Consider the following 19,741-nt stretch of genomic DNA (forward strand, 5'->3'; position numbering starts at 1 on the left):
AAACAGGGAAGCCGGCGTGCGCCTCAGACCTCCATCAGTTCCTTTTCCTTCTCTGCCAGGATCCGGTCCACTTCCTCGATGTGGGTGTCCGTGAGCTTCTGGATCTCATCCTGCCCGCGGTGCTCGTCGTCCTCGGAGATCTCCTTGTCCTTGAGCAGGGCCTTGAGGGAATTGTTGGCATCGCGCCGGATGTTGCGGATGGCCACGCGGGCGTTTTCCGCCTCGTTGCGTACCACCTTGACCAGATCCTTGCGCCGCTCCTCGGTCAGGGCGGGCATGGGCACGCGTATCACGGTGCCCGCGGTGGCGGGATTAAGGCCCAGATCAGACGTCATGATGGCCTTTTCCACCTTGCCCACCATCGCCTGTTCCCAGGGTGTGACCGTAAGGGTGCGCGCATCCTCCACGTTCACGTTGGCCACCTGGCTGATGGGCACCTCGGAACCGTAGTACTCGACCGTCACATGATCCAGCAGGCTGGTATGCGCGCGGCCCGTGCGAATCTTGGCCATCTCGTGGCGCAGGGCCTCGATACTCTTGCCCATGCGGCTCTTGGCGTCCTTCTTGATGGAATCAGTCATGGGATATCAGCCTCTTTCGACCAGGGTACCGATGGGCTCGCCCAGGACGAGCCGCATCAGGTCACCCTCATTGAATATGTTGATCACCCGAAGCGGGATGTTGTTGTCCCGGCACATGACCAGCGCCGTGGCATCCATCACACCCAGATGACGGGCGAGGGCCTCCTCGTAGGTCAGGCGCTCGTAGCGCACCGCCCCGGCATTCTTCAACGGATCGGAATCATAGACCCCGTCCACCTTGGTGGCCTTGATCATGATATCGGCGTTGATCTCGATGGCCCGCAGGCTGGCTGCGGTATCGGTGGTGAAGAAGGGATTTCCGGTGCCCGCAGCGAACACCACGATGCGCCCCTTCTCCAGGTGCCGAATGGCCCGGCGGCGGATGTAATCCTCGCAGACCTGGTTGATCTTGAGGGCGGACATCACCCGGCAGAACTTGCCCAGCCGCTCCAGCGCATCCTGGATGGCCAGACCGTTCATGACCGTGGCCAGCATGCCCATGTGGTCGGCCGTCACCCGGTCCATTCCCGCCTCGGCAAGCCCGGCACCCCGGAAGATATTGCCGCCGCCGATGACGATGGCCACCTCCACCCCCAGCCGGCTCAGTTCGGTCACTTCCCGTGCCATGCGGCCGATGACCTTGGGATCGATGCCGTATTCCTGGTCCCCCATGAGTGCCTCGCCGCTCAGCTTGAGCAGGATGCGCTTGTATGCCGGACGGGGTTGTTCGCTCATGGTTGATCCTAGCCCGAATGTTTCATGAATTCGCGCGATGATCGCGCGGGATATTGGCCGCACAGGGGATTTTCCGAGGGAGCGCCGTATCGGGCTATACGGCCGACCGAGGAAAATCCCCTGTGCGGACAAGAGACAAGCGAGGGCGTGCGCAATTCATGAAACATTCGGGCTAGTGTCCCTTGGTTGTATTGTACGGCGTTCGACCGGCTACGGCTCGCGGCGGAATCGGGAACCGGCAAAAAATCCCCTGTCATCGGCCGCAAAAAAACGGGGGCCCCTGTGGCGCCCCCGGTGGGTCTTCGTGTCAGGCGCCCCTGGCCTGGGCCATGACCTCTTCGGCGAAGTTCTCCGATTTCTTCTCGATCCCCTCGCCCACCTCGTACCGAACGAACCGGCGTACCGTCGCGCCGGCCCCTTCGAGCAGCTTGCCGACGGTCTTGTCCGGGTCCTTGACGAAGGGCTGACCCACGAGGGTGATCTCCGAGAGGTACTTCTTGATCCGGCCGGTCACCATCTTCTCGACGATCTCCGGCGGTTTGCCGCTCTCGGCCGCCTGGGCGGAGAAGATCTCCCGCTCCTTGTCCAGCAGGCTCTGGGGCACCTGGGACTCGTCAACACACACCGGGCGGCTGGCCGCAATGTGCATGCAGATGTCCTTGGCCAGGTCGGCGTCGCCGCCGGACAGTTCCACCACCACGCCGATGCGGTTGCCATGACGATAAAAGCCCAGCAGGCTGCCGTCACCGGCCTCCAGACGTTCAAAGCGGCGCACCTGCACGTTCTCGCCGATCTTGGCCACCAGGGCGGCACGCGCCTGCTCCAGGTTGCCGTCACCGGCCTCCTGGGCCATCAGGGCATCGAGATCGGCCGGAGCCTTGTCCAGGACCAGGGCGGCCACCGTGTCGGCGAATTTCTCGAAGTTCTCGTCCTTCGCCACGAAATCGGTCTCGCAATTGACCTCGACAATGGCGGCGCGGGCGGCATCGTCGGACAGCGCCACCATCACCTGACCTTCTGCGGCGACGCGGTCGGCCTTCTTGTCGGCCTTGGCCTGCCCGGACTTGCGCATCAGATCGACGGCGGCCTCCATGTCGCCACCGGTCTCGGTGAGTGCCTTCTTGCACTCCATCATGCCGGCGCCGGTGCGCTCGCGCAGTTCCTTGACCATGGATGCGGATATCTGCATGGGAATACTCCTGAAATCGAATTCTGTGGATCAGGCATGGGCCCCGGCCGTGCCGGGACCCGCCCGCGCCGCCCCGCGGGGCGGCGCGTTTACTCGGCGGAGGCCTCGGCGGACTTGTCCGCGGCTGCCGGCGCGTCTGCCTCGGCCGGCTTGTCCGCCTCGGGCTTCGCCGCCGCTGCCGGCTTGTCCGCCTCGGCTGCGGCCTTGGCGCGCGGAGCGGCCTTCTTCTTCACCGACGCCTTCTTCTTCGGGGCGGCCTCGGCGCTCTCCTTGACCTCCACGAACTCGTCGTCACCACTTCCGCCGGACACGCGCATGGCCATCTGCGCGTTGCTGATGGCATCGGCGGCGGCCGAGACGTAGAGCTGGATGGCGCGCATGGCATCGTCGTTGCCGGGGATGACGTAGTCCACACCCTCCACCGAGTTGTTGGTGTCCACGACGGCCACCACCGGGATACCGAGCTTCTTGGCCTCGCTCACGGCAATCTTTTCGTAGCCGACGTCAATCACGAACATGGCGTCCGGCAGCCCGTTCATGTCCTTGATACCGCCCAGGCTGCGCTCGAGCTTCTCCAGCTCGCGGGTACGCATGAGGGCTTCCTTCTTGCTCAGGCGGTTGAGCGTGCCGTCGTCACGCATCATCTCCAGCTCCTTGAGCCGGCGGATGGATTCGCGCACGGTCTTGAAGTTAGTGAGCATGCCGCCGAGCCAGCGCTGATTCACGTAGGGCATCTTGCAGCGGATCGCCTCTTCGGCGATGGTGTCGCGCGCGGAGCGCTTGGTGCCCACGAACAGGATCTTGCCGCCGTTGCCGGCCAGCTTGCCCAGATAGTTCATGGCCTCGTTGAAAAGAGGCAGGGTCTTCTCGAGGTTGATGATGTGGATCTTGTTGCGGTCCCCGAAGATGTAGGGGGCCATCTTGGGGTTCCAGTAGCGGGTCTGGTGGCCGAAATGGACACCGGCCTCCAGCATCTGGCGCATGGTCACGCTAGACATAGGGATTCTCCGAATTGGTCTGGGTTGGGCCTCCATGCACCCCATCCAGAAACCCGTTCCCGAAGGGTCAGGGCACCCGACTGGATGTGTCGGCGCATGTGCGGATTCAATGGTTTATACTGCCTGCCGCCGGGTTACCGTGCGGCGCGGGCGCTTTATACCATAATCGGCCCGCCACAACAAACTCCACGCTGAAATCAGGGCTTTTGACCGGCCTCAGCGGGCCTGTCATTCTAGCCGTTTTGCGAGCCGGACAACGTGACCCTCATGGCCGTCACCGTAAAGACCCCCGAAGAGATCGAGAAGATGCGCGTGGCCGGACGGCTCGCGGCGCAGGTGCTCGAGATGATCATCCCCCGGGTGCAGGCCGGCATCACCACCGACGAACTGGACCGGATCTGCCACGACTTCATCGTCAACGAGCAGCAGGCCGTCCCCGCCCCCCTGAACTACAAGGGCTTCCCCCGCTCCATCTGCACCTCGGTCAATCACCAGGTCTGCCACGGGATTCCCGGTGACAAGCGCCTCAAGAACGGCGACATCCTCAACATCGACATCACGGTCATCAAGGACGGCTACCATGGGGACACCAGCCGGATGTTCTGCATCGGCAAGCCGTCGGTGATCGCCCGCCGGGTGGTGGACGTCGCCCACAAGGCCCTGTGGCTGGGCATTGCACAGGTCCGTCCCGGGGCACACCTGGGCGACATCGGCCACGCCATCCAGCAGTACGTGGAGGCCAACCACTGCAGCGTGGTGCGCGAATATTGCGGGCACGGCATCGGCCGGGTGTTTCACGAGGATCCCCAGGTCCTGCATTACGGCGAACCCGGCACGGGCCTTGAACTGGAGCCGGGCATGACCTTCACCATCGAGCCCATGGTCAACGCCGGGAAGCGTCATACGCGCCTGCTGGCCGACGGCTGGACCGTTGTGACCAAGGACCACAGTCTGTCGGCCCAGTGGGAACACACCATCCTGGTGACCCCCGACGGGCACGAGGTCCTCACCCTGCGGCAGGAAGAACGGGAACAGAGCGCCGCCTGATACCCCTCGCCCCTCGCGACACGACACCATGGCCATCGCCTCCCCCCTCCTGCACCGCGCCCGCCACGACTGGGTGGCCCTGCCTGATGCGGTAGCCCACCCCCTGGACTGGGGCTATCACGACCAGCGCCTGCGTCAGCATCCCACGGACGTGGACGTCTACAGCGATTGTCTGGAGGCCACCCGGCGCACCCTGGAAGCGGGTTTCCGTTCCGGTGTCAGCGTCGTGGAACTGGTGCACGGGCGCGCCGCCGTCATTGACCGCCTGCTCACCCACGCCTGGCAGGGGTTCGGCCTGGAAGACGTGCCCGAACTGGCGCTGGTGGCGGTGGGCGGCTACGGGCGCGGCGAGTTGCATCCCGGCTCTGACGTCGACCTGATGCTGCTGCACGGGGCCGGGTTCAGCGACGAGGCCGGCGAGCGCATCGGGCAGTTCCTCACCTTCCTCTGGGACATCGGCCTGGAGGTCGGTCACAGCGTGCGCGGCCTGGACGACTGCATGCGCGAGGCCGAACGCGACATCACCGTGGCCACGAACCTCATGGAGGCGCGTCTGCTCGCCGGCGACGCCGACCCCATGGGACGCCTCGCCGGCGCCATGTCCCCGGAGCACGTCTGGGGCAGCCAGGCGTTCTTCACCGCCAAACTCGCGGAGCAGGATGCGCGACATCACCGTTTCGGCGACACCGCCTACCGCCTTGAACCCAACCTCAAGGAGAGCCCGGGGGGCCTGCGCGATATCCAGATGATCGGCTGGGTCACGCACCGCCATTTCGGCGCCGGCAGCCTCCATGAACTGGTGGAACACGAATTCCTCAACGAGACGGAATACCGGGATCTCATCGACGGACAGACCTTCCTCTGGCGGGTGCGTTTTGCACTGCACACCCTCACGGGACGCAAGGAGGACCGGCTGCTGTTCGACCACCAGCGCGCCCTGGCCGGCCTGCTCGGATTCAGCGACCAGCGCCACAACCTGGCGGTGGAGCAGTTCATGCAACAGTATTTCCGCACGGTGATGGAACTGCAGCGCCTGAACGAGATCCTGTTGCAGCACTTCAAGGAGGCCATGCTGTCGGGCGGCGGCGACGTCAGCCCGGCGCCCATCAACCGACGCTTTCAGGCACGCCACGGCTATCTGGAAACGGTGGACCCGGGCGTCTTTGCCCGCCACCCGCCGGCGTTGCTGGAGGTCTTTCTGCTGCTCGAACAGCACCCGGAACTGCAGGGCGTCAGGGCGTCCACCATCCGCCAGATCCGCACGCACCGCTATCTGATCGACGAGAAGTTCCGCGCCAGCTCCGCCTGCCGCAGCCTGTTCATGGATATCCTCCGGCAGCCTCGCGGGGTCACCCATCAGCTCAGGCGCATGAACCGCTATGGAATCCTCGCCGCCTATCTGCCCGCCTTCGGAATGATTGTCGGGCGCATGCAGTACGACCTCTTCCACGCCTTCACGGTGGACGAGCACACGCTGTTCGTGATCCGCAACCTGCGCCGCTTCGCCGTCCCGGAACTCGCACATGAGCTGCCCCATTGCAGCCACGTGTTCAAGAGCATCCCCAAGCCCGAGCTTCTTTACCTGGCCGGCCTGTTCCACGACATCGCCAAAGGTCGCGGCGGGGATCATTCCGAACTGGGCGCGGAGGACGCCCGGCAGTTCTGCCTGGACCATGGACTGCCCCAGTACGACGCCAACCTGGTGTCGTGGCTGGTGCGCGCACACCTGCTCATGTCCCTCACCGCCCAGCGGCGGGATATCTCCGACCCTGGCGTAGTACGCGAATTCGCCGCCCAGGTGGGCAACAGCATGCGCCTGGACTACCTCTATCTGCTCACTGTCGCGGACATTCGCGGCACCAATCCGGACCTGTGGAACTCCTGGAAGGATTCTCTGCTGGCGACCCTGTACGGCGCGACACAACGCATGCTGCGGCGCGGCCTGGATAACCCCCCGGACCAGGAGGAGTTGGTGGGCGAGGTACAGATCCAGGCGCTCGAACTGCTGCGCGCGGAGGGCATGGACACAACGGCCTGCAAGAAGGTCTGGGCGGAATTCGAGGCGGAATATTTCCTGCGCCATTCCGCCGACGAGGTGGCCTGGCATACACGCGCCGTCATGGAAGCGGACACCCTGCCCCTGGTGAAAGTGCGTCAGGAGACTGCCCGGGGCAGCACCGAGATTTTTGTGTTCACCGAAGACCACCCCCACCTGTTCGCGCTCACCACCACGGCACTGACCCAGATGGGCCTCGACATCGTGGACGCACGCATCATCACCACGCGTAGCGGAAAGACGCTGGATACCTACCTGGTCCTGGAAGATGCAGGCCAGCCCGTGGAGGGAGCGCCCCGCATCGACGAGATCGCGAACGTGCTCAGCGAGCGCCTGGCCAACCCCGACCGGCCGCCTACCGCCGTGGTGCGCACCACCCCCCGCCGGCTCAAGCACTTCGACGTGCCCACGCGCATCGAATTCGGCGAAAAGCTCTATTTCAACCGCACCGTCCTGGCCATCACCACCGGCGACCGCCCGGGCCTGCTGTCGCGCATCGGCACCACGCTCACCCGCTGCGGCATCAAGGTACACAACGCCAAGATCGCCACGGCAGGGGAACAGGCCGACGACGTGTTCTACGTCACCGACCTGCAGGACCGGCCCATCACGGACAAGGCACAGCAGGCAGAGATTGAGCGGGCGTTGCGGGAAGCGCTTGATTAAGTGGGAAGTGGGAATTGGGAAGTACGAAGAGGGAAGTGAGGAGGGGCCTTTCCCCCTCTCCCTCAGGGAGAGGGTTGGGGTGAGGGTGGTTTTCCTTGCCGCTTGAGACTTGCCACTTGCCGCTCAGACATGGCATCCAGTTTCGTCGGGACGCGAAAGGGTATGCGCCCCGACCTACGGTTAGGTGGCTCCGATCAATTCCAAGGCATTTCCATCCGGATCCCTCACGAAAATCGCCGGCCTGCCCGAGCGGCTCGGAGTGTAGCTCACTCCCGTCTGCTCCAGTCGGAGCTTGATCTCCTCAAGGCCCGACACCGAGAGTGCCACGTGGCGGTCCCTGCCGCCGTGTTCGGGACGCCCGTCCACCGGATCCGGGTTGGGCAGCTCCAGCAGATGGATCTGTCCGGCGCCCACGCCCAGCCATGCCCCTGGAAACGGAAGATCGGGCCGCTCCAGCACCGGCAAACCCAGCACATCGCGGTAGAAGGCCAGCGACCGGGCCGTGTCGGCCACGATCAGACTCGCGTGGTGGATGCCCAGAAAGCGCCCACTCACGCTTCCGCTTCTCCATCGAACCCGGGTGCCGGCAGGCCATCGATGCTCACGGCATTTCTCTGCCGCTGATAGTCGAGCACGCCGCGGGGGCCCTTTCTGCGGGCCCAGGCCTCCAGTTCGCCGCGGTGCCCGGCAAGGGTCATTTCCGGCACCCCGAAACCGCAGGATGTCTGGGTGTGGCGGACATCCACCCGGATGATCTGGCGCACGCCGGGTAACGGATCGAACAAGGCCGTCAGTCGTCCCCAGTCGTCATCACCGGGGCGTACCACCCGACCCATGCCGTACAGGCGCACGATGCCGGGCTTGCCCGCGAAGGCACAGAACATGAGCGTGATGCGCCCGTTCTCGGCAAGGTGCGCCGCCGTCTCGTTGCCGCTGCCGGTCAGGTCAAGGTAGACCGCCGTGTGGGCGTCGATGATGCGCAGCGTATCGAGCCCCTTGGGCGACACATTGATGTGACCGTCGTCGGCCCGCGGCGCCGTGGCTACGAAAAACACGGGCTGGGCCCGGATGAAGTCGCATTGCGCCGCCGTGATGGTGTCGAGAATCCGGCCCATTCGAATCACTGTCCCGCGATGTCTGAAAGAGATCCCAGCATATCGCCCCGGCACCGTCGAGGCGATGCCCGGCCCGTCTGCACTGCCTGCGGCCTTGGCGTATAATCGCCCCCTTCGCTTCGTCCCGACCCCGATCGCTCATGAATCCCGACCTGGACCGCCTCCAGCCCTATCCGTTTCAGAAGCTCGCGGAACTCAAGGCCGGGGTCGAACCGCCATCCGACCGGGAGCACATCGCCCTGTCCATCGGGGAGCCCCAGCATCCGGCACCGGCGTTCATCGCGGAGGCGCTCTCCAGCCACCTGCACGGACTGGCCCGCTATCCCCTGACCCGGGGCGAAGACACGCTGCGCGAAACCTTCGTCACCTGGCTTGTGCAGCGCTTCGACCTGCCGCCGGCATCGCTGGACCCCGCACGGCACGTGCTGCCGGTCAACGGCACCCGCGAGGCCCTGTTCGCCCTGGCCCAGTGCGTGGTGGACCGCTCGGACCGGCCAGCGGTGGTCATGCCCAACCCCTTCTACCAGATCTACGAGGGCGCGGCCCTGCTGGCGGGCGCCGAGCCTGTGTTTATGAACCTGGACGCCGGCAACCGCTTCCTGCCGGACCTGGAGTCGGTGCCGTCGTCCGACTGGGATCGCTGCCAGTTGCTTTACCTGTGCAATCCCGGCAATCCCGCCGGGGCGGTGATGAACGAGGCGGCGCTGCGCCTGGCCCTGGAACTGGCACAGCGCCACGATTTCATCATCGCCGCCGACGAGTGCTACTCGGAGATCTATTTCCCGGACAGCACGCCGCCGCCGGGGCTGCTGGGCGCCGCCGCGCGCATGAGCCTGACCGAATACCGTCGATGCGTGGTGTTCCACAGCCTGTCCAAGCGCTCCAATGTGCCGGGATTGCGATCGGGTTTCGTGGCAGGCGATGCATCGATCCTGGAACGCTTCCACCTGTACCGCACCTACCACGGCTGCAGCATGGCACCCCCCACCCAGGCGGCCAGCCGCAGCGCCTGGGCCGACGAGGCCCATGTGGCCGAGAACCGGCGCCTGTATGCACGCAAATTCGACGCTGTGCTGGAGATCCTGGACGGCGTCATGGCGGTGGCGCGACCCGATGCCGGGTTCTACCTGTGGCCGGAAACGCCGGACGACGACACCCGTTTCGCTCGCGAACTGTTCGCGGCCGAAAACATCACCGTGCTGCCCGGCAGCTATCTCTCACGGGACACCGCGCAGGGCAATCCGGGGAGCGGCCGTGTCCGCATGGCCCTGGTGGCGCCGCTCGATGAGTGTATCGAGGCCGCGCACCGGATCCGCCGTTTTATCGAACGACTTTGAACCGACTGAACCATCACGGAGCCAGACCATGAGCAAGCTTCAGGACATCATCAACGAGGCGTTCGAACGCCGGGCCCAGATCACCCCCCGCAACGTGGAGACCCACGTCAAGGACGCGGTGCTGGAAGCCATCGACATGCTGGACCGGGGTACCGCCCGGGTGGCCGAAAAGAAGGACGGTGACTGGATCGTCAACGACTGGCTCAAGAAGGCCGTGCTGCTCTCGTTCCGCATCCACGACAACCAGTTCATCAAGGGTGGCTTCACCAACTACTACGACAAGGTCCCCTCAAAGTGGGCCGACACCAGCTCCCGCGACTTCCGTGACGGCGGCGCCCGGGTGGTGCCACCTGCCACGGCACGCCGGGGTTCATTCGTCGCCCCCGGGGTCGTGCTCATGCCCTCCTACGTGAACATCGGCGCCTACGTGGACACCGGCACCATGGTGGACACCTGGGCCACGGTGGGCTCCTGCGCACAGATCGGCAAAAACGTGCACCTGTCCGGCGGCGTGGGCATCGGCGGCGTGCTCGAGCCGCTGCAGGCCGCGCCCACCATCATCGAGGACAACTGTTTCATCGGCGCCCGTTCCGAGATCGTGGAAGGCGTGATCGTGGAGGAAGGCTCCGTCATCTCCATGGGCGTCTACATCGGCCAGAGCACGCGCATCTACGACCGCGAGAAGGACGAAATCATCTACGGTCGTGTCCCCGCCGGCTCCGTGGTGGTCTCCGGCAACCTGCCCTCCAGGGACGGCAAGTACAGCCTCTACTGCGCCGTGATCGTCAAGAAAGTGGACGAGAAGACCCGTTCCAAGGTGGGCATCAACGAACTGCTGCGGGATATCTGATTTCGGGCTCTGACGCAGAGGTCGCAAAGGCGCGGAGAACGCAGAGTTTTAAAGTTTTTCTCATCTGAATTTCTTTGCGTTCTCTGCGTCTCTGCGACCTCCGCGTTCATTCCAGACGGCGATATGAAATAAGAAAGGAACATGATCACTCTTTACGGCATCAAGAACTGCGACACCGTCAAGAAGGCCCGCAAGTGGCTGGACGATCACGGGGTTGACTACCGCTTTCACGACATCCGCGCCGACGGGCTGGATATGAAGCGCCTGAACGCCTGGATCAAGGCCGTGGGTTGGGAGACCCTGCTCAATCGCCGCGGCACCACGTGGCGCAAGCTGCCCGAGGCCGAGCGCGAGGGCATCGACGCCCGACGCGCCGCCGCCCTGATGCTGGCACACCCGACGCTGATCAAGCGTCCGGTCATCGAACATGGAGAACAGGTGCTGGTGGGGTTCGATCCGAAGGCCTATGCGGAACTCTGATGGCACGGTGCCGGAGGGCGGCAGATCAATGGACAGGATGAACAGGATTTTTCGGGATTGACAGGATAAGGACGAAAGGCATTTTAGACAGGATTAACAGGATTTACATGATTAGTTCAAAAGCCTCCAATCCTGTTAATCATGTTAATCCTGTCTATTCCCTTTTTTGAATTAATCCTGTCAATCCTGAAAAATCCTGTTCATCCTGTCCATTCCAATCACGCCGACACCACTGATGCCAGAAACCCTCGACCTCGCAATGGAACTGATCCGCCGGCGCTCCGTGACGCCGGAGGACGCCGGCTGCCAGAAGCTCATCGCGGAGCGGCTGGCGCCATTGGGGTTCGAGGCGCATCGCCTGCGCTTTGGCGAGGTGGACAACCTGTGGCTGCGCCGGGGCAGCGCAGGGCCGGTGCTGGCCTTCGCCGGACACACGGACGTGGTGCCGCCGGGGCCGCTGACGCAATGGACCTCGGATCCGTTCACACCCGAAGTGCGCGACGGGATGCTCTATGGTCGCGGCGCGGCCGACATGAAGAGCTCCATCGCCGCGTTTGTTACCGCCTGCGAAGCCTTCATCCGTGACCATCCGGATCACGCCGGGTCCATCGCCCTGCTGATCACCTCCGACGAGGAAGGCCCGTCGGTGGACGGCACCGTGAAGGTGGTGGAGTGGCTGGAGCAACGCGGGGAAAGGATCGACTGGTGCCTGGTCGGCGAGCCCTCCAGCACGGAACGGATCGGTGACGTCATCAAGAACGGCCGCCGGGGGTCACTCACCGGCCGCCTGCGGGTGCGCGGGCGCCAGGGCCATGTGGCCTATCCGCACCTGGCCGACAATCCGGTGCACCGGGCCCTGCCGGCGCTGGCGGAACTGGCGGCCGTCGAGTGGGACCGGGGCAACGAACACTTCCCGCCCACCTCCTTCCAGATCGCCAATATCCAGGCGGGCACCGGCGCGGAGAACGTCATCCCCGGCGAACTGGACGTGATGTTCAACCTGCGCTTCTCCACCGAGCAGACCGACGAAGGGATCCGTGCGCGCGTGCACGGGATCCTCGATCACCATGGCCTCGACTACACGCTTGACTGGCGCCTCTCCGGACACCCCTTCCTCACGGCCGAGGGAGAACTGGTGGCGGCTTCGCGCGCGGCGATCCGCGAGATCACCGAGACCGACAGCACCCTCTCCACGGCCGGCGGCACGTCCGACGGGCGCTTCATCGCCCCCACCGGTGCGCAGGTGGTGGAACTGGGGCCGGTCAACGCCAGTATCCACCAGATCGATGAACACGTGCGCGTCGACGATCTGGACACCCTCTCGCGCATCTACGCCGCCATCCTGACCAGACTGCTCACCTCCTGACGTTTCTTGCCGTTTCGCGGCCCAGGTCCGCTGGATCATCAGGCGGGCTGTGATACAACCATCCGGGGCGACGGACCTCTGCATGCGTCCGTGGCCCTTCGCACAGACACCAACAACAAGAGGACTCTGCACATGACCCTGCACCTCAGTCTCGCCCCCCTGCTCGCCCTGATCGCGGGCATCCTGATCCTCGTCCAGCCCCGGCTGCTCAACTACATCGTGGCCATTTATCTGATCGCCATCGGCGTGCTCGGGCTGCTGAACATCCGCGTGTGAGCACGATCGCACCCATGGTCCTCCCACCGGATCTGGAGACGATTCGCGAGACTGCCGGGCGCATCAGGCCCTGGGTGCACCGCACACCGGTGATGACCTGTGCCAGCCTGGACAGTTGGCTCGGCGCGCGCATCTTTCTCAAGTGCGAGAACCTGCAGAAGGTGGGCGCCTTCAAGGCCCGGGGCGCCGCCAACGCCGTGCACTCGCTCAGCGAGGAACAGGCCGCTCCGGGTGTGGCCACCCACTCCTCCGGCAACCACGGTCAGGCACTGGCGCTCGCGGCCCGGACGCGCGGCATACCCGCCTTTGTTGTCATGCCCCGCAACGTGCCGGCGGTGAAGAAGGCGGCGGTGGCGGGCTACGGAGCGAGAGTCAGTTATTGCGAGCCTTCGGTTCAGGCCCGCGAGCAGGCACTGGCGGCCGTGGTGGCCGAAACCGGTGCCACGGTCATCCACCCCTACAACGACTACCGCATCATCGCCGGGCAGGGGACCGCGGCACTGGAGCTGCTTGAGGAGATCCCGGACCTGGATGCGGTCATCACACCCGTGGGCGGCGGCGGGCTGCTCAGCGGCACGGCCATCGCGGCGCGGGGTCTGAACCCTGCCATCCGCATCCTTGGGGCCGAGCCTGCCGGGGCCGACGACGCCATCCGCTCCCTGGCCGCCGGGCGCATCATCCCCTGCGAACACCCCGACACACTGGCCGACGGCCTGCGCGGGACCCTCGGCGATCTCACCTTCCCCATCCTGCGTGACCACGTGGCGCAGATCCTTCCCGCCAGCGAGCGGGGCATCGTGGAAGCCATGCGCCTCACCTGGGAACGCACCAAGCTGATCATCGAACCCTCCGCCGCGGTACCGCTTGCTGCGCTGCGGGAAGCCCCCGAGGTCTGCGCCGGCCTGCGGGTGGGCGTGATCCTCTCCGGAGGCAACGTGGATCTGGACAATCTCCCCTGGTCACCCCCATAGGGCGGCCCATGGCCGCCATATCCCGCCCGCTGCACTTGGCCCACATATCTCACCGGGATCGCGGGAGCAGGTGTTCAGGGACCGTTCAGCTAAACCCCGTACGCTGCTCACAATGCGCAATCGGATGGAACGCACCGGGTGAATGGGGGTCGGACCCCTTATCGGCCCCTGACCACCGGTGAATCATCGCCTAGGAGCCTGTCGGACNNAGTCCGGCAGGCTCCTAGGAGGAACAGGCCATGAAGAGATCCGCCAGGCCGCTGGCCACCGCACTGCTGGCACTCGTACTCGGCGCGTTCCTGCTGGTTCCTCCTGCCTCCGCCCAGGAGGAAGCGGCCTTCACCGAGGGTGAACTGGCCCGGATGCTGGCCCCCATCGCCCTCTATCCCGACGCACTGCTCTCCCAGATCCTGATGGCCTCCACCTACCCCCTGGAGGTGGTGGAAGCGGCCCGCTGGTCGCGGGACAACCCGCACCTGGAAGGCAGCGACGCGGTGGATGCCGTGGAGGACATGGACTGGGACCCCAGCGTCAAGTCACTGGTGGCATTCCCGCGCATCCTGGCCCGGATGAACGAGGACCTGGCCTGGACCCGGAATCTCGGTGACGCCTTTCTGCTCCAGGAGGAGCAGGTGGCGGACGTGATCCAGGACCTGCGTCAAAGAGCGTACGAGGCAGGTCACTTGGAGAGCAGCGAGCACATCCGTGTGGTACGCGAGCCGGAAGTGATCTACATCGAGTCCGCGCATCCACGGGTGGTGTACGTGCCCTACTACCGACCGACGGTGGTCTACGGAGGCTGGTGGTGGCCGGCCTACGCGCCCGTGTACTGGTACCCGCCCGCCGGCTACAGCCTGAGCATCGGCATCACCTGGGTCAGCGGGGCTCCGGTCTCACACAGCTTCTTCTTCAGTACCTTCAACTGGCATACGCGGCACGTGGTGGTCATTCGTCATTACGACCGGCATCGCCACGTGGGCCGGGTTCACCACAGCAAGCACCGCTGGCGCCATGATCCCTGGCATCGGCGCGGCGTCGCCTATCGGCACAAGTCCGTCCAGGAACGCTACACCGGCCGGGTGCATTCGGACCGGCGGGAGGTGACCCGCTCCGGCACCGGAAGCCGGTTCTCCGGCGGACCGTCGTCCACGTCCTGGCGTGACGGCGGCACGCGTCAGCATGCCGACAGCCGGCCACGGGGATCCACGTCGCGGGACCAGTGGACCTCGCGCAGCCATTCGGACACGCAGACTCGCAGCAGCCGCGATGCCCGGCCCGCCTGGCAGGGCGAGCGCCGCCACAGCGGACAGGTGCGCCGCGAATTCTCCGGCTCGGGGCGCAGCATCACTCCCGATCCGGGCCGCAGCAGCCCCAACTTCAGGGACCGCTCCAGCTACGGCCAGCAGGCCGAAACCGCCCAGCGCAGCCTGCAGCAACGCAGGGAGCAGATGGAACGGCAACGACGCACCCACTCCGTGCCCGCATGGCAGTCGCAAGGTGCTCAGCGCCCGGAAACCCGCGGTCGGCAGGGCACACGCGGTGGTGAGGCACGCGGTACCCGTCCCGATCGAGGCGCCGTGACCGAGCGGCGCGGCCGGATCGAACATTCGCGGCCGTCGCGCTCCGACAACCGCCCCGCCGCACGTGGCGGTACCGACTCCGGCTGGCAGGGTCGCCAGCGAGGCGGCGGATATGAGGGCTCGCGCATGCAGTCCCGGCAGGATCACGGGCGGACCATGCGTCGCGGTGAGGAACGCGGTCGAAGTTTCTCCCGCTGAGCCCCGATCGCAGGGCCTGTGGGCCGGGTTGTCAGCCAGGGGTACAACTGGCAGAGTGTGTCCGGACAGGCTCCCAGCCCTGCCGGAACCCGGTCACCTTGGAACACATCACCCGTAATCCACCTCGCGTCATGGATGCCGTACTCTTGCCATTCCGCCGTCTCCTGCAATCACTGACCTTCGTCGCCGTCCTCCTGGGTTTCACCGTCGCTGCCAAGGGGGACGACTTCGCGCTGCCCCTCGCCGGGGCCGATCAGCTGGACGTACGTGTGTGGCAGGGTGACGGTGACGGCCCCCTGTTCGTCTGGATCCTGAACCAGTACGGGGAACGCCCGGGCAGTGAACGACAGGCGGCCCGGCTCGCGGAACGGGGTGCGACGGTCTGGCAGGTGGACCTGCTGGACTCGCTGTTGTTGCAGCGGGACAACGAAACGGCCCGCAGCCTTGACGGTGAACCGGTGGCGGCGTTGCTTGAGGCCGCCGTCGAAAGCGGAACCGGACCCGTGGTGGCCGTGGCCTGCGATCGCATGTCGACCCCGCTGCTCCGCGGGCTGCGACTCTGGCAGGAGCGCGCCGACGACGACACAGCCGTGGCCGGCGCCGTGCTGTTCTATCCGAATCTCTATCGGGGAACCCCTGTGGCCGGGGAGGATCCGGAACTTCTGGGCATCGCCGGCGCCACCGGGCTTCCCGTGGCCGTTCTGCAGCCCGAACTGGGCGTGCATCGCCAGCGACTCAACGATCTGCTGGACACCTTGCGCCAGGGCGGCAGCGTCGCCTACGGCTGGCTGATCCCGCGGATGCGCGACTATTACCTGCAGTACACGGAACGCCCGAACACGGAGATCTTCGAAGGTTTCGGGGGCCCCATACCTCCGGACGTCCGCGAGGTCCAGGAGAACACGGTCAACCAGCTCATGGCGGCAACCCGCCTGCTGGCCGCCGCACCCCGGGCGGACCGCCTGGTTGCACTGGACGAACAGGCCGAGGAGTCCATTGACACACCCTTCGGCCTGGTGGAGCGACCGCGGGAAACGGCACCGGACTTCGACCTGGTGGATGCCCGGGGCGAACGCCACACGCTGGAGGAAAGCCTGGGGCGGGTGACGCTGGTGAATTTCTGGGCCACCTGGTGTCCGCCCTGCGTCTACGAGATCCCCTCCATGAACCGCCTGGCCGGAGACTACACCGAGGACGAGTTCGCCATCGTCTCCATCAACTTCAAGGAAGAGGCCGACCACATCCTCTCGTTCATGGAAGACGTGCAGGTGGACTTTCCCGTGCTCATGGACCTGGACGGCTCCGTGGCCGGCGAGTGGCGCGTGTTCGCATTCCCCAGCTCCTTCCTCCTGGACCGTCAGGGCCGGATCCGCTACTCCGTGAATGCGGCCATCGAATGGGACACCGAGGAGATCCGCCGGGTCATCGACCGGCTTCGTGAGGAAGGCTGAGCCCCGGGTCTTGTCACGAAGGACCAAGGCGGCCGTTGCCGGGACTATACTCCGGGTAAGCGTCAGTTTCCCGGAGGTACCATCATGGCCATCTCACAAACCCTCAAGCGGTTCCTGGACGAGCACGGCGTGCAGTACGAGGTGTTGAAACACTCCCACACGCCTTCGGCCAGCCGCAGCGCCGAAGCCGCCCACGTGCCCGGCGACACCCTGGCCAAGGCGGTGGTGCTGGAAAATCACGGCACCCACATGCTGGCCGCACTCCCCGCCACGCGCCGCCTGCAACTGGGCCGTCTGCACCAGGCCCTGGGCGAGCATGTCGGTCTGGCCACGGAAGACGAGATCGGCGAGCTGTTCCCGGACTGCGAGCGCGGCGCTGTACCCGCGCTGGGAACGGCCTACGGACTGGAAACCGTGCTGGACGACAGCCTGGCCCGCCAGGACGATGTCTACATCGAAGGCGGCGACCACGAATCCCTCGTGCACCTGAGCGGCGACTCCTTCCGCTCCCTGCTGGGCCAGGTCCGCCACGGCGATTTCAGCGCGCACGTCTGAACCGCACAACCCGCATATCTCACCGGGATCGCGATCGGCCGTGCGCATTCCCTCCCGCGGACCTCGGTGGTGTGCGGTGGCCTTCCTGCGTTCGTGAACGTATGATGCGGACCAACCCGGAACGGGCGGATCCGAAACCACGTCACGGACGCATCATGGACAACCTCAAGCAAGCCATCGAACAGCAACGCCGCCGTCTGGAAGGCCTGCTCCACGACCCGTTGAAACGCATCGCTGAACGCCTCCCTGCGGCCTGGCCGGACCGCGAGGCACTGGACGCCGTGCTGCAGCCGGCCATCCAGGAGATCCCCGAGTGCCGGTTTCTCTACGCGCTCAACACCGCCGGCATCCAGCTCTCCGACAACATCTCCCGCACCACCCTGATGCCCGAATACTTCGGTCGCGACCGCTCGCAGCGCCCCTACATGAACGAGGTCGTGCCCGCGGACGGGTTTCTGCTTTCCGATGCATACATCAGCCTGCACGCCAAGCGCCCGTCCCTCACCGCGCTTCAGCTGGTGCGTGATGAACAGGGCAACGCCCTGGGGTTTCTCGGCGCGGACTTCGACCTGCGCAGCCTGCCCCACACCGCGAGCCTCTACGAGGAATCCACCGAATGGCGCCAGATCAAGGGCGATCCATCCATTCGCGGCACCGTGTTCCAGCAGAGTCGCAGCGAAAGCCTCATGGACCGGGACATGGACGCCGTGATACCGGTGCTCGACGAGCTTTTCACGGAGCGCGGCGTATTCCAGGCCGTGGTGCACTTCTCCAGCAGCCGCGCCACGGTCTGGACCCTGGACGATCCCTACCGTTACCGAATCCTTACCCACGAGTCCCTGAGCGACCCGGACACCTGCCTCGCCTTCCCGCACCGGGACTACCCCGAGAACGCCCGAATCCCGGCCCCGGCGATTCGCGAGATCCTGGAGAACCTGAGGACCCTGCGCTTCGCCGACGAAACCGTCTATCTGCGCTCATCCTCCATCAACATCTTCAACGGCATGGTGAGCCTGACCTTCTCCTGCGACGGCTCCCACTACATGACCTGGTCCGAGTTCCTGGACCGCTCCGCCGATTTCTGGCTCGGCAGCGCGGGCTGATTTTTCCGAAAAGCGTTCTTCACCACGAAGCGCACGAAGGACACGAAGGACACGAAGAGAAAGATGATTTTCTCTCGCAAAGACGCTAAGCACGCAAAGGAATGCTGTGATCATAGGGCGCCCCATGGGCGCCGCCGGCCGCGTAATGATCTTGCGGCGGGCACGGCCCGCCCTATCCGATTTCCTTTGCGTGCTTTGCGGCTTCGCGAGAGACCCTTAGTCAACGTCCTGCCGAAGCCCGCGCATTGATGTCGCGTGCAGGATGGCTTCGATGCGGGATTGGCGCCCACGGGGCGCCCTATGAATTGTCTTCGTGTCCTTCGTGTGCTTCGTGGTTAGACAATAGCCGGCATCACCCAGGCAACCGTTCCCGCAGCCCCGGCAAATCGAATGTTTCGATGAATCGCACGCCGCGCGCCGCCAGTGCCAGGGCGACGTTCGCGTCGTTGACTTCGTAGACCGCGAGTTGCGCCGACTCGAAGGCCAGGGGGCCGCTCTTCGGCAGACCGCGGACGTTGCAGAAGAGGTAGCCGAGCCCCATCCCGGAGAGGTGCTCGCGATCCGCCCAGCGCGACACCACGCCGCCCAGCCCGCATTTCTCACCGCCGTTCGTGGCGAAGGCGTCGATGTCTGTCCTGCGTGAGGCCTCGGCAAGCAACGGCACAGAGAAGGAAATGAGCACACAACGCGCCGCCACCGGGGACAGCGCGGCAAGTACGGCATCGAGCACCGGCTGTACGCCGAACCGTTCCACGGCGACGCGCTTGATCTCCGCGAAGGCGGTGACATGGGGATGCATCTCCAGCAGCGCCACCACCTGTGCCAGACTCACCAGCCGGTTATCGGCATAGCGTTCCCCGAAACGATCCCGCTCCGGCGCGGCCAGGGTCATCAGCGTGGCAAGGGGAAACTCATGCACGGCACCGGGGAGGCCGCAGACACGATGCAGGGTCTTGTCGTGAAAGAGGACCGGTACGCCGTCGGCGGAGAGCTGAACATCCATTTCGACGTAACGGGCGCCGCACCGTATCGCGGCCTCCATCCCCGGCAGGGAGTTCTCCGGGAACCGGGCCGCGTAACCGCGGTGGGCGATCAGTTCAGGGACGGCCTGCGCCATTGCACTGCGCCGCCAACCACCTGTATCTGCGGGCTGCGGGGAAAAATCGATAGTGAACGGCGTGGTGCCC

Annotated in this window: 18 protein-coding genes and 1 pseudogene; 12 read left to right on the forward strand and 7 right to left on the reverse strand. The window is 65.4% G+C overall.

All coding sequences use genetic code 11. From position 1 onward, the window contains the following. Positions 1-23: 23 nt before the first annotated feature. The 4 genes and pseudogenes from frr to rpsB form a co-directional block, all read right to left on the reverse strand. The gene (gene frr, locus B1C78_RS04095) at positions 24-581 is read right to left on the reverse strand and encodes a ribosome recycling factor (protein ID WP_077277872.1); all 558 of its coding nucleotides are present in this window, start codon (positions 579-581) and stop codon (positions 24-26) included. Between the two features lie 6 nt (positions 582-587). Then, positions 588-1,316 carry a UMP kinase gene (gene pyrH / locus B1C78_RS04100; protein ID WP_077277873.1) on the reverse strand — a complete coding sequence of 243 codons (729 nt, stop codon included), beginning with the start codon at positions 1,314-1,316 and terminating at the stop codon, positions 588-590. Positions 1,317-1,623: 307 nt separating this feature from the next. Continuing rightward, a complete protein-coding gene (gene tsf / locus B1C78_RS04105) occupies positions 1,624-2,505 on the reverse strand; it encodes a translation elongation factor Ts (protein WP_077277874.1) in 882 nt (293 codons plus the stop codon). Between the two features lie 236 nt (positions 2,506-2,741). Further along, positions 2,742-3,503: pseudogene (gene rpsB, locus B1C78_RS04110) on the reverse strand (30S ribosomal protein S2); the annotation flags it as partial. 267 nt (positions 3,504-3,770) lie between these two features. Between rpsB and map the strand changes: the two are divergent. Together map and glnD are read left to right on the forward strand one after the other, a co-directional pair. Beyond that, complete coding sequence (gene map, locus B1C78_RS04115) at positions 3,771-4,550, forward strand: type I methionyl aminopeptidase (RefSeq protein ID WP_077277876.1); 780 nt, start codon at positions 3,771-3,773, stop codon at positions 4,548-4,550. A 28-nt stretch (positions 4,551-4,578) separates the two neighbouring features. Further along, entirely contained in the window at positions 4,579-7,272 is a 2,694-nt protein-coding gene (gene glnD, locus B1C78_RS04120; protein ID WP_077277877.1) for a [protein-PII] uridylyltransferase, read from the forward strand. A gap of 180 nt (positions 7,273-7,452) precedes the next feature. Here glnD and B1C78_RS04125 read toward each other — a convergent pair whose 3' ends face one another. Both B1C78_RS04125 and B1C78_RS04130 read right to left on the reverse strand, forming a co-directional pair. Continuing rightward, positions 7,453-7,827 carry a VOC family protein gene (locus B1C78_RS04125; protein ID WP_077277878.1) on the reverse strand — a complete coding sequence of 125 codons (375 nt, stop codon included), beginning with the start codon at positions 7,825-7,827 and terminating at the stop codon, positions 7,453-7,455. Next, on the reverse strand, positions 7,824-8,387 hold the full coding sequence (locus B1C78_RS04130) for a pyridoxamine 5'-phosphate oxidase family protein (protein WP_077277879.1): 564 nt from the start codon (positions 8,385-8,387) through the stop codon (positions 7,824-7,826). The genes B1C78_RS04125 and B1C78_RS04130 overlap by 4 nt, the downstream gene beginning before the upstream one ends. A 140-nt stretch (positions 8,388-8,527) precedes the next feature. On the opposite strand from B1C78_RS04130, the gene dapC reads away from it, so the two are divergent. The 10 genes from dapC to B1C78_RS04180 all read left to right on the forward strand — a co-directional run bounded on the left by dapC (position 8,528) and on the right by B1C78_RS04180 (position 18,554). Further along, entirely contained in the window at positions 8,528-9,724 is a 1,197-nt protein-coding gene (gene dapC, locus B1C78_RS04135) for a succinyldiaminopimelate transaminase (protein ID WP_077277880.1), read from the forward strand. A gap of 28 nt (positions 9,725-9,752) precedes the next feature. Then, entirely contained in the window at positions 9,753-10,574 is an 822-nt protein-coding gene (dapD, locus tag B1C78_RS04140; protein WP_077277881.1) for a 2,3,4,5-tetrahydropyridine-2,6-dicarboxylate N-succinyltransferase, read from the forward strand. A gap of 141 nt (positions 10,575-10,715) precedes the next feature. Further along, positions 10,716-11,054, forward strand: coding sequence for an ArsC family reductase (locus B1C78_RS04145; protein WP_077277882.1), 339 nt, complete (start codon positions 10,716-10,718; stop codon positions 11,052-11,054). Positions 11,055-11,289: 235 nt separating this feature from the next. Then, positions 11,290-12,420: a succinyl-diaminopimelate desuccinylase gene (gene dapE / locus B1C78_RS04150; protein ID WP_077277883.1), complete on the forward strand. Its 1,131-nt coding sequence runs from the start codon at positions 11,290-11,292 to the stop codon at positions 12,418-12,420. Between the two features lie 132 nt (positions 12,421-12,552). Then, the gene (locus B1C78_RS04155; protein ID WP_077277926.1) at positions 12,553-12,696 is read left to right on the forward strand and encodes a DUF3096 domain-containing protein; all 144 of its coding nucleotides are present in this window, start codon (positions 12,553-12,555) and stop codon (positions 12,694-12,696) included. Then, the gene (locus B1C78_RS04160) at positions 12,693-13,667 is read left to right on the forward strand and encodes a pyridoxal-phosphate dependent enzyme (RefSeq protein ID WP_245795297.1); all 975 of its coding nucleotides are present in this window, start codon (positions 12,693-12,695) and stop codon (positions 13,665-13,667) included. Before B1C78_RS04155 ends, B1C78_RS04160 begins: the two co-directional genes overlap by 4 nt. Before the next feature lie 239 nt (positions 13,668-13,906). After that, complete coding sequence (locus B1C78_RS04165; RefSeq protein ID WP_077277884.1) at positions 13,907-15,445, forward strand: DUF3300 domain-containing protein; 1,539 nt, start codon at positions 13,907-13,909, stop codon at positions 15,443-15,445. Positions 15,446-15,576: 131 nt separating this feature from the next. Continuing rightward, positions 15,577-16,896 (forward strand): TlpA family protein disulfide reductase, encoded by a 1,320-nt coding sequence (locus B1C78_RS04170; RefSeq protein WP_077277885.1) that lies wholly within the window; start codon positions 15,577-15,579, stop codon positions 16,894-16,896. 84 nt (positions 16,897-16,980) lie between these two features. Beyond that, the gene (locus B1C78_RS04175) at positions 16,981-17,451 is read left to right on the forward strand and encodes an aminoacyl-tRNA deacylase (protein WP_077277886.1); all 471 of its coding nucleotides are present in this window, start codon (positions 16,981-16,983) and stop codon (positions 17,449-17,451) included. Between the two features lie 155 nt (positions 17,452-17,606). After that, the gene (locus tag B1C78_RS04180; RefSeq protein WP_077277928.1) at positions 17,607-18,554 is read left to right on the forward strand and encodes a PDC sensor domain-containing protein; all 948 of its coding nucleotides are present in this window, start codon (positions 17,607-17,609) and stop codon (positions 18,552-18,554) included. Between the two features lie 352 nt (positions 18,555-18,906). Here the strand turns inward: B1C78_RS04180 and B1C78_RS04185 are convergent, their stop codons facing one another. Continuing rightward, the gene (locus B1C78_RS04185; protein WP_077277887.1) at positions 18,907-19,671 is read right to left on the reverse strand and encodes a glycerophosphodiester phosphodiesterase family protein; all 765 of its coding nucleotides are present in this window, start codon (positions 19,669-19,671) and stop codon (positions 18,907-18,909) included. Positions 19,672-19,741 lie beyond the last annotated feature (70 nt).

It is taken from the genome of Thioalkalivibrio denitrificans (assembly GCF_002000365.1).
Lineage (GTDB): Bacteria > Pseudomonadota > Gammaproteobacteria > Ectothiorhodospirales > Ectothiorhodospiraceae > Thioalkalivibrio_A > Thioalkalivibrio_A denitrificans.

Excerpts from the sequence above, each read along its gene's own strand:
- frr (WP_077277872.1), bottom strand. The coding sequence starts at position 581 with ATGACTGATTCCATCAAGAAGGACGCCAAGAGCCGCATGGGCAAGAGT.
- pyrH (WP_077277873.1), bottom strand. The coding sequence starts at position 1,316 with ATGAGCGAACAACCCCGTCCGGCATACAAGCGCATCCTGCTCAAGCTG.
- tsf (WP_077277874.1), bottom strand. The coding sequence starts at position 2,505 with ATGCAGATATCCGCATCCATGGTCAAGGAACTGCGCGAGCGCACCGGC.
- map (WP_077277876.1), top strand. The coding sequence starts at position 3,771 with ATGGCCGTCACCGTAAAGACCCCCGAAGAGATCGAGAAGATGCGCGTG.
- glnD (WP_077277877.1), top strand. The coding sequence starts at position 4,579 with ATGGCCATCGCCTCCCCCCTCCTGCACCGCGCCCGCCACGACTGGGTG.
- B1C78_RS04130 (WP_077277879.1), bottom strand. The coding sequence starts at position 8,387 with ATGGGCCGGATTCTCGACACCATCACGGCGGCGCAATGCGACTTCATC.
- dapC (WP_077277880.1), top strand. The coding sequence starts at position 8,528 with ATGAATCCCGACCTGGACCGCCTCCAGCCCTATCCGTTTCAGAAGCTC.
- dapD (WP_077277881.1), top strand. The coding sequence starts at position 9,753 with ATGAGCAAGCTTCAGGACATCATCAACGAGGCGTTCGAACGCCGGGCC.
- B1C78_RS04145 (WP_077277882.1), top strand. The coding sequence starts at position 10,716 with ATGATCACTCTTTACGGCATCAAGAACTGCGACACCGTCAAGAAGGCC.
- dapE (WP_077277883.1), top strand. The coding sequence starts at position 11,290 with ATGCCAGAAACCCTCGACCTCGCAATGGAACTGATCCGCCGGCGCTCC.
- B1C78_RS04155 (WP_077277926.1), top strand. The coding sequence starts at position 12,553 with ATGACCCTGCACCTCAGTCTCGCCCCCCTGCTCGCCCTGATCGCGGGC.
- B1C78_RS04165 (WP_077277884.1), top strand. The coding sequence starts at position 13,907 with ATGAAGAGATCCGCCAGGCCGCTGGCCACCGCACTGCTGGCACTCGTA.
- B1C78_RS04170 (WP_077277885.1), top strand. The coding sequence starts at position 15,577 with ATGGATGCCGTACTCTTGCCATTCCGCCGTCTCCTGCAATCACTGACC.
- B1C78_RS04175 (WP_077277886.1), top strand. The coding sequence starts at position 16,981 with ATGGCCATCTCACAAACCCTCAAGCGGTTCCTGGACGAGCACGGCGTG.
- B1C78_RS04180 (WP_077277928.1), top strand. The coding sequence starts at position 17,607 with ATGGACAACCTCAAGCAAGCCATCGAACAGCAACGCCGCCGTCTGGAA.
- B1C78_RS04185 (WP_077277887.1), bottom strand. The coding sequence starts at position 19,671 with ATGGCGCAGGCCGTCCCTGAACTGATCGCCCACCGCGGTTACGCGGCC.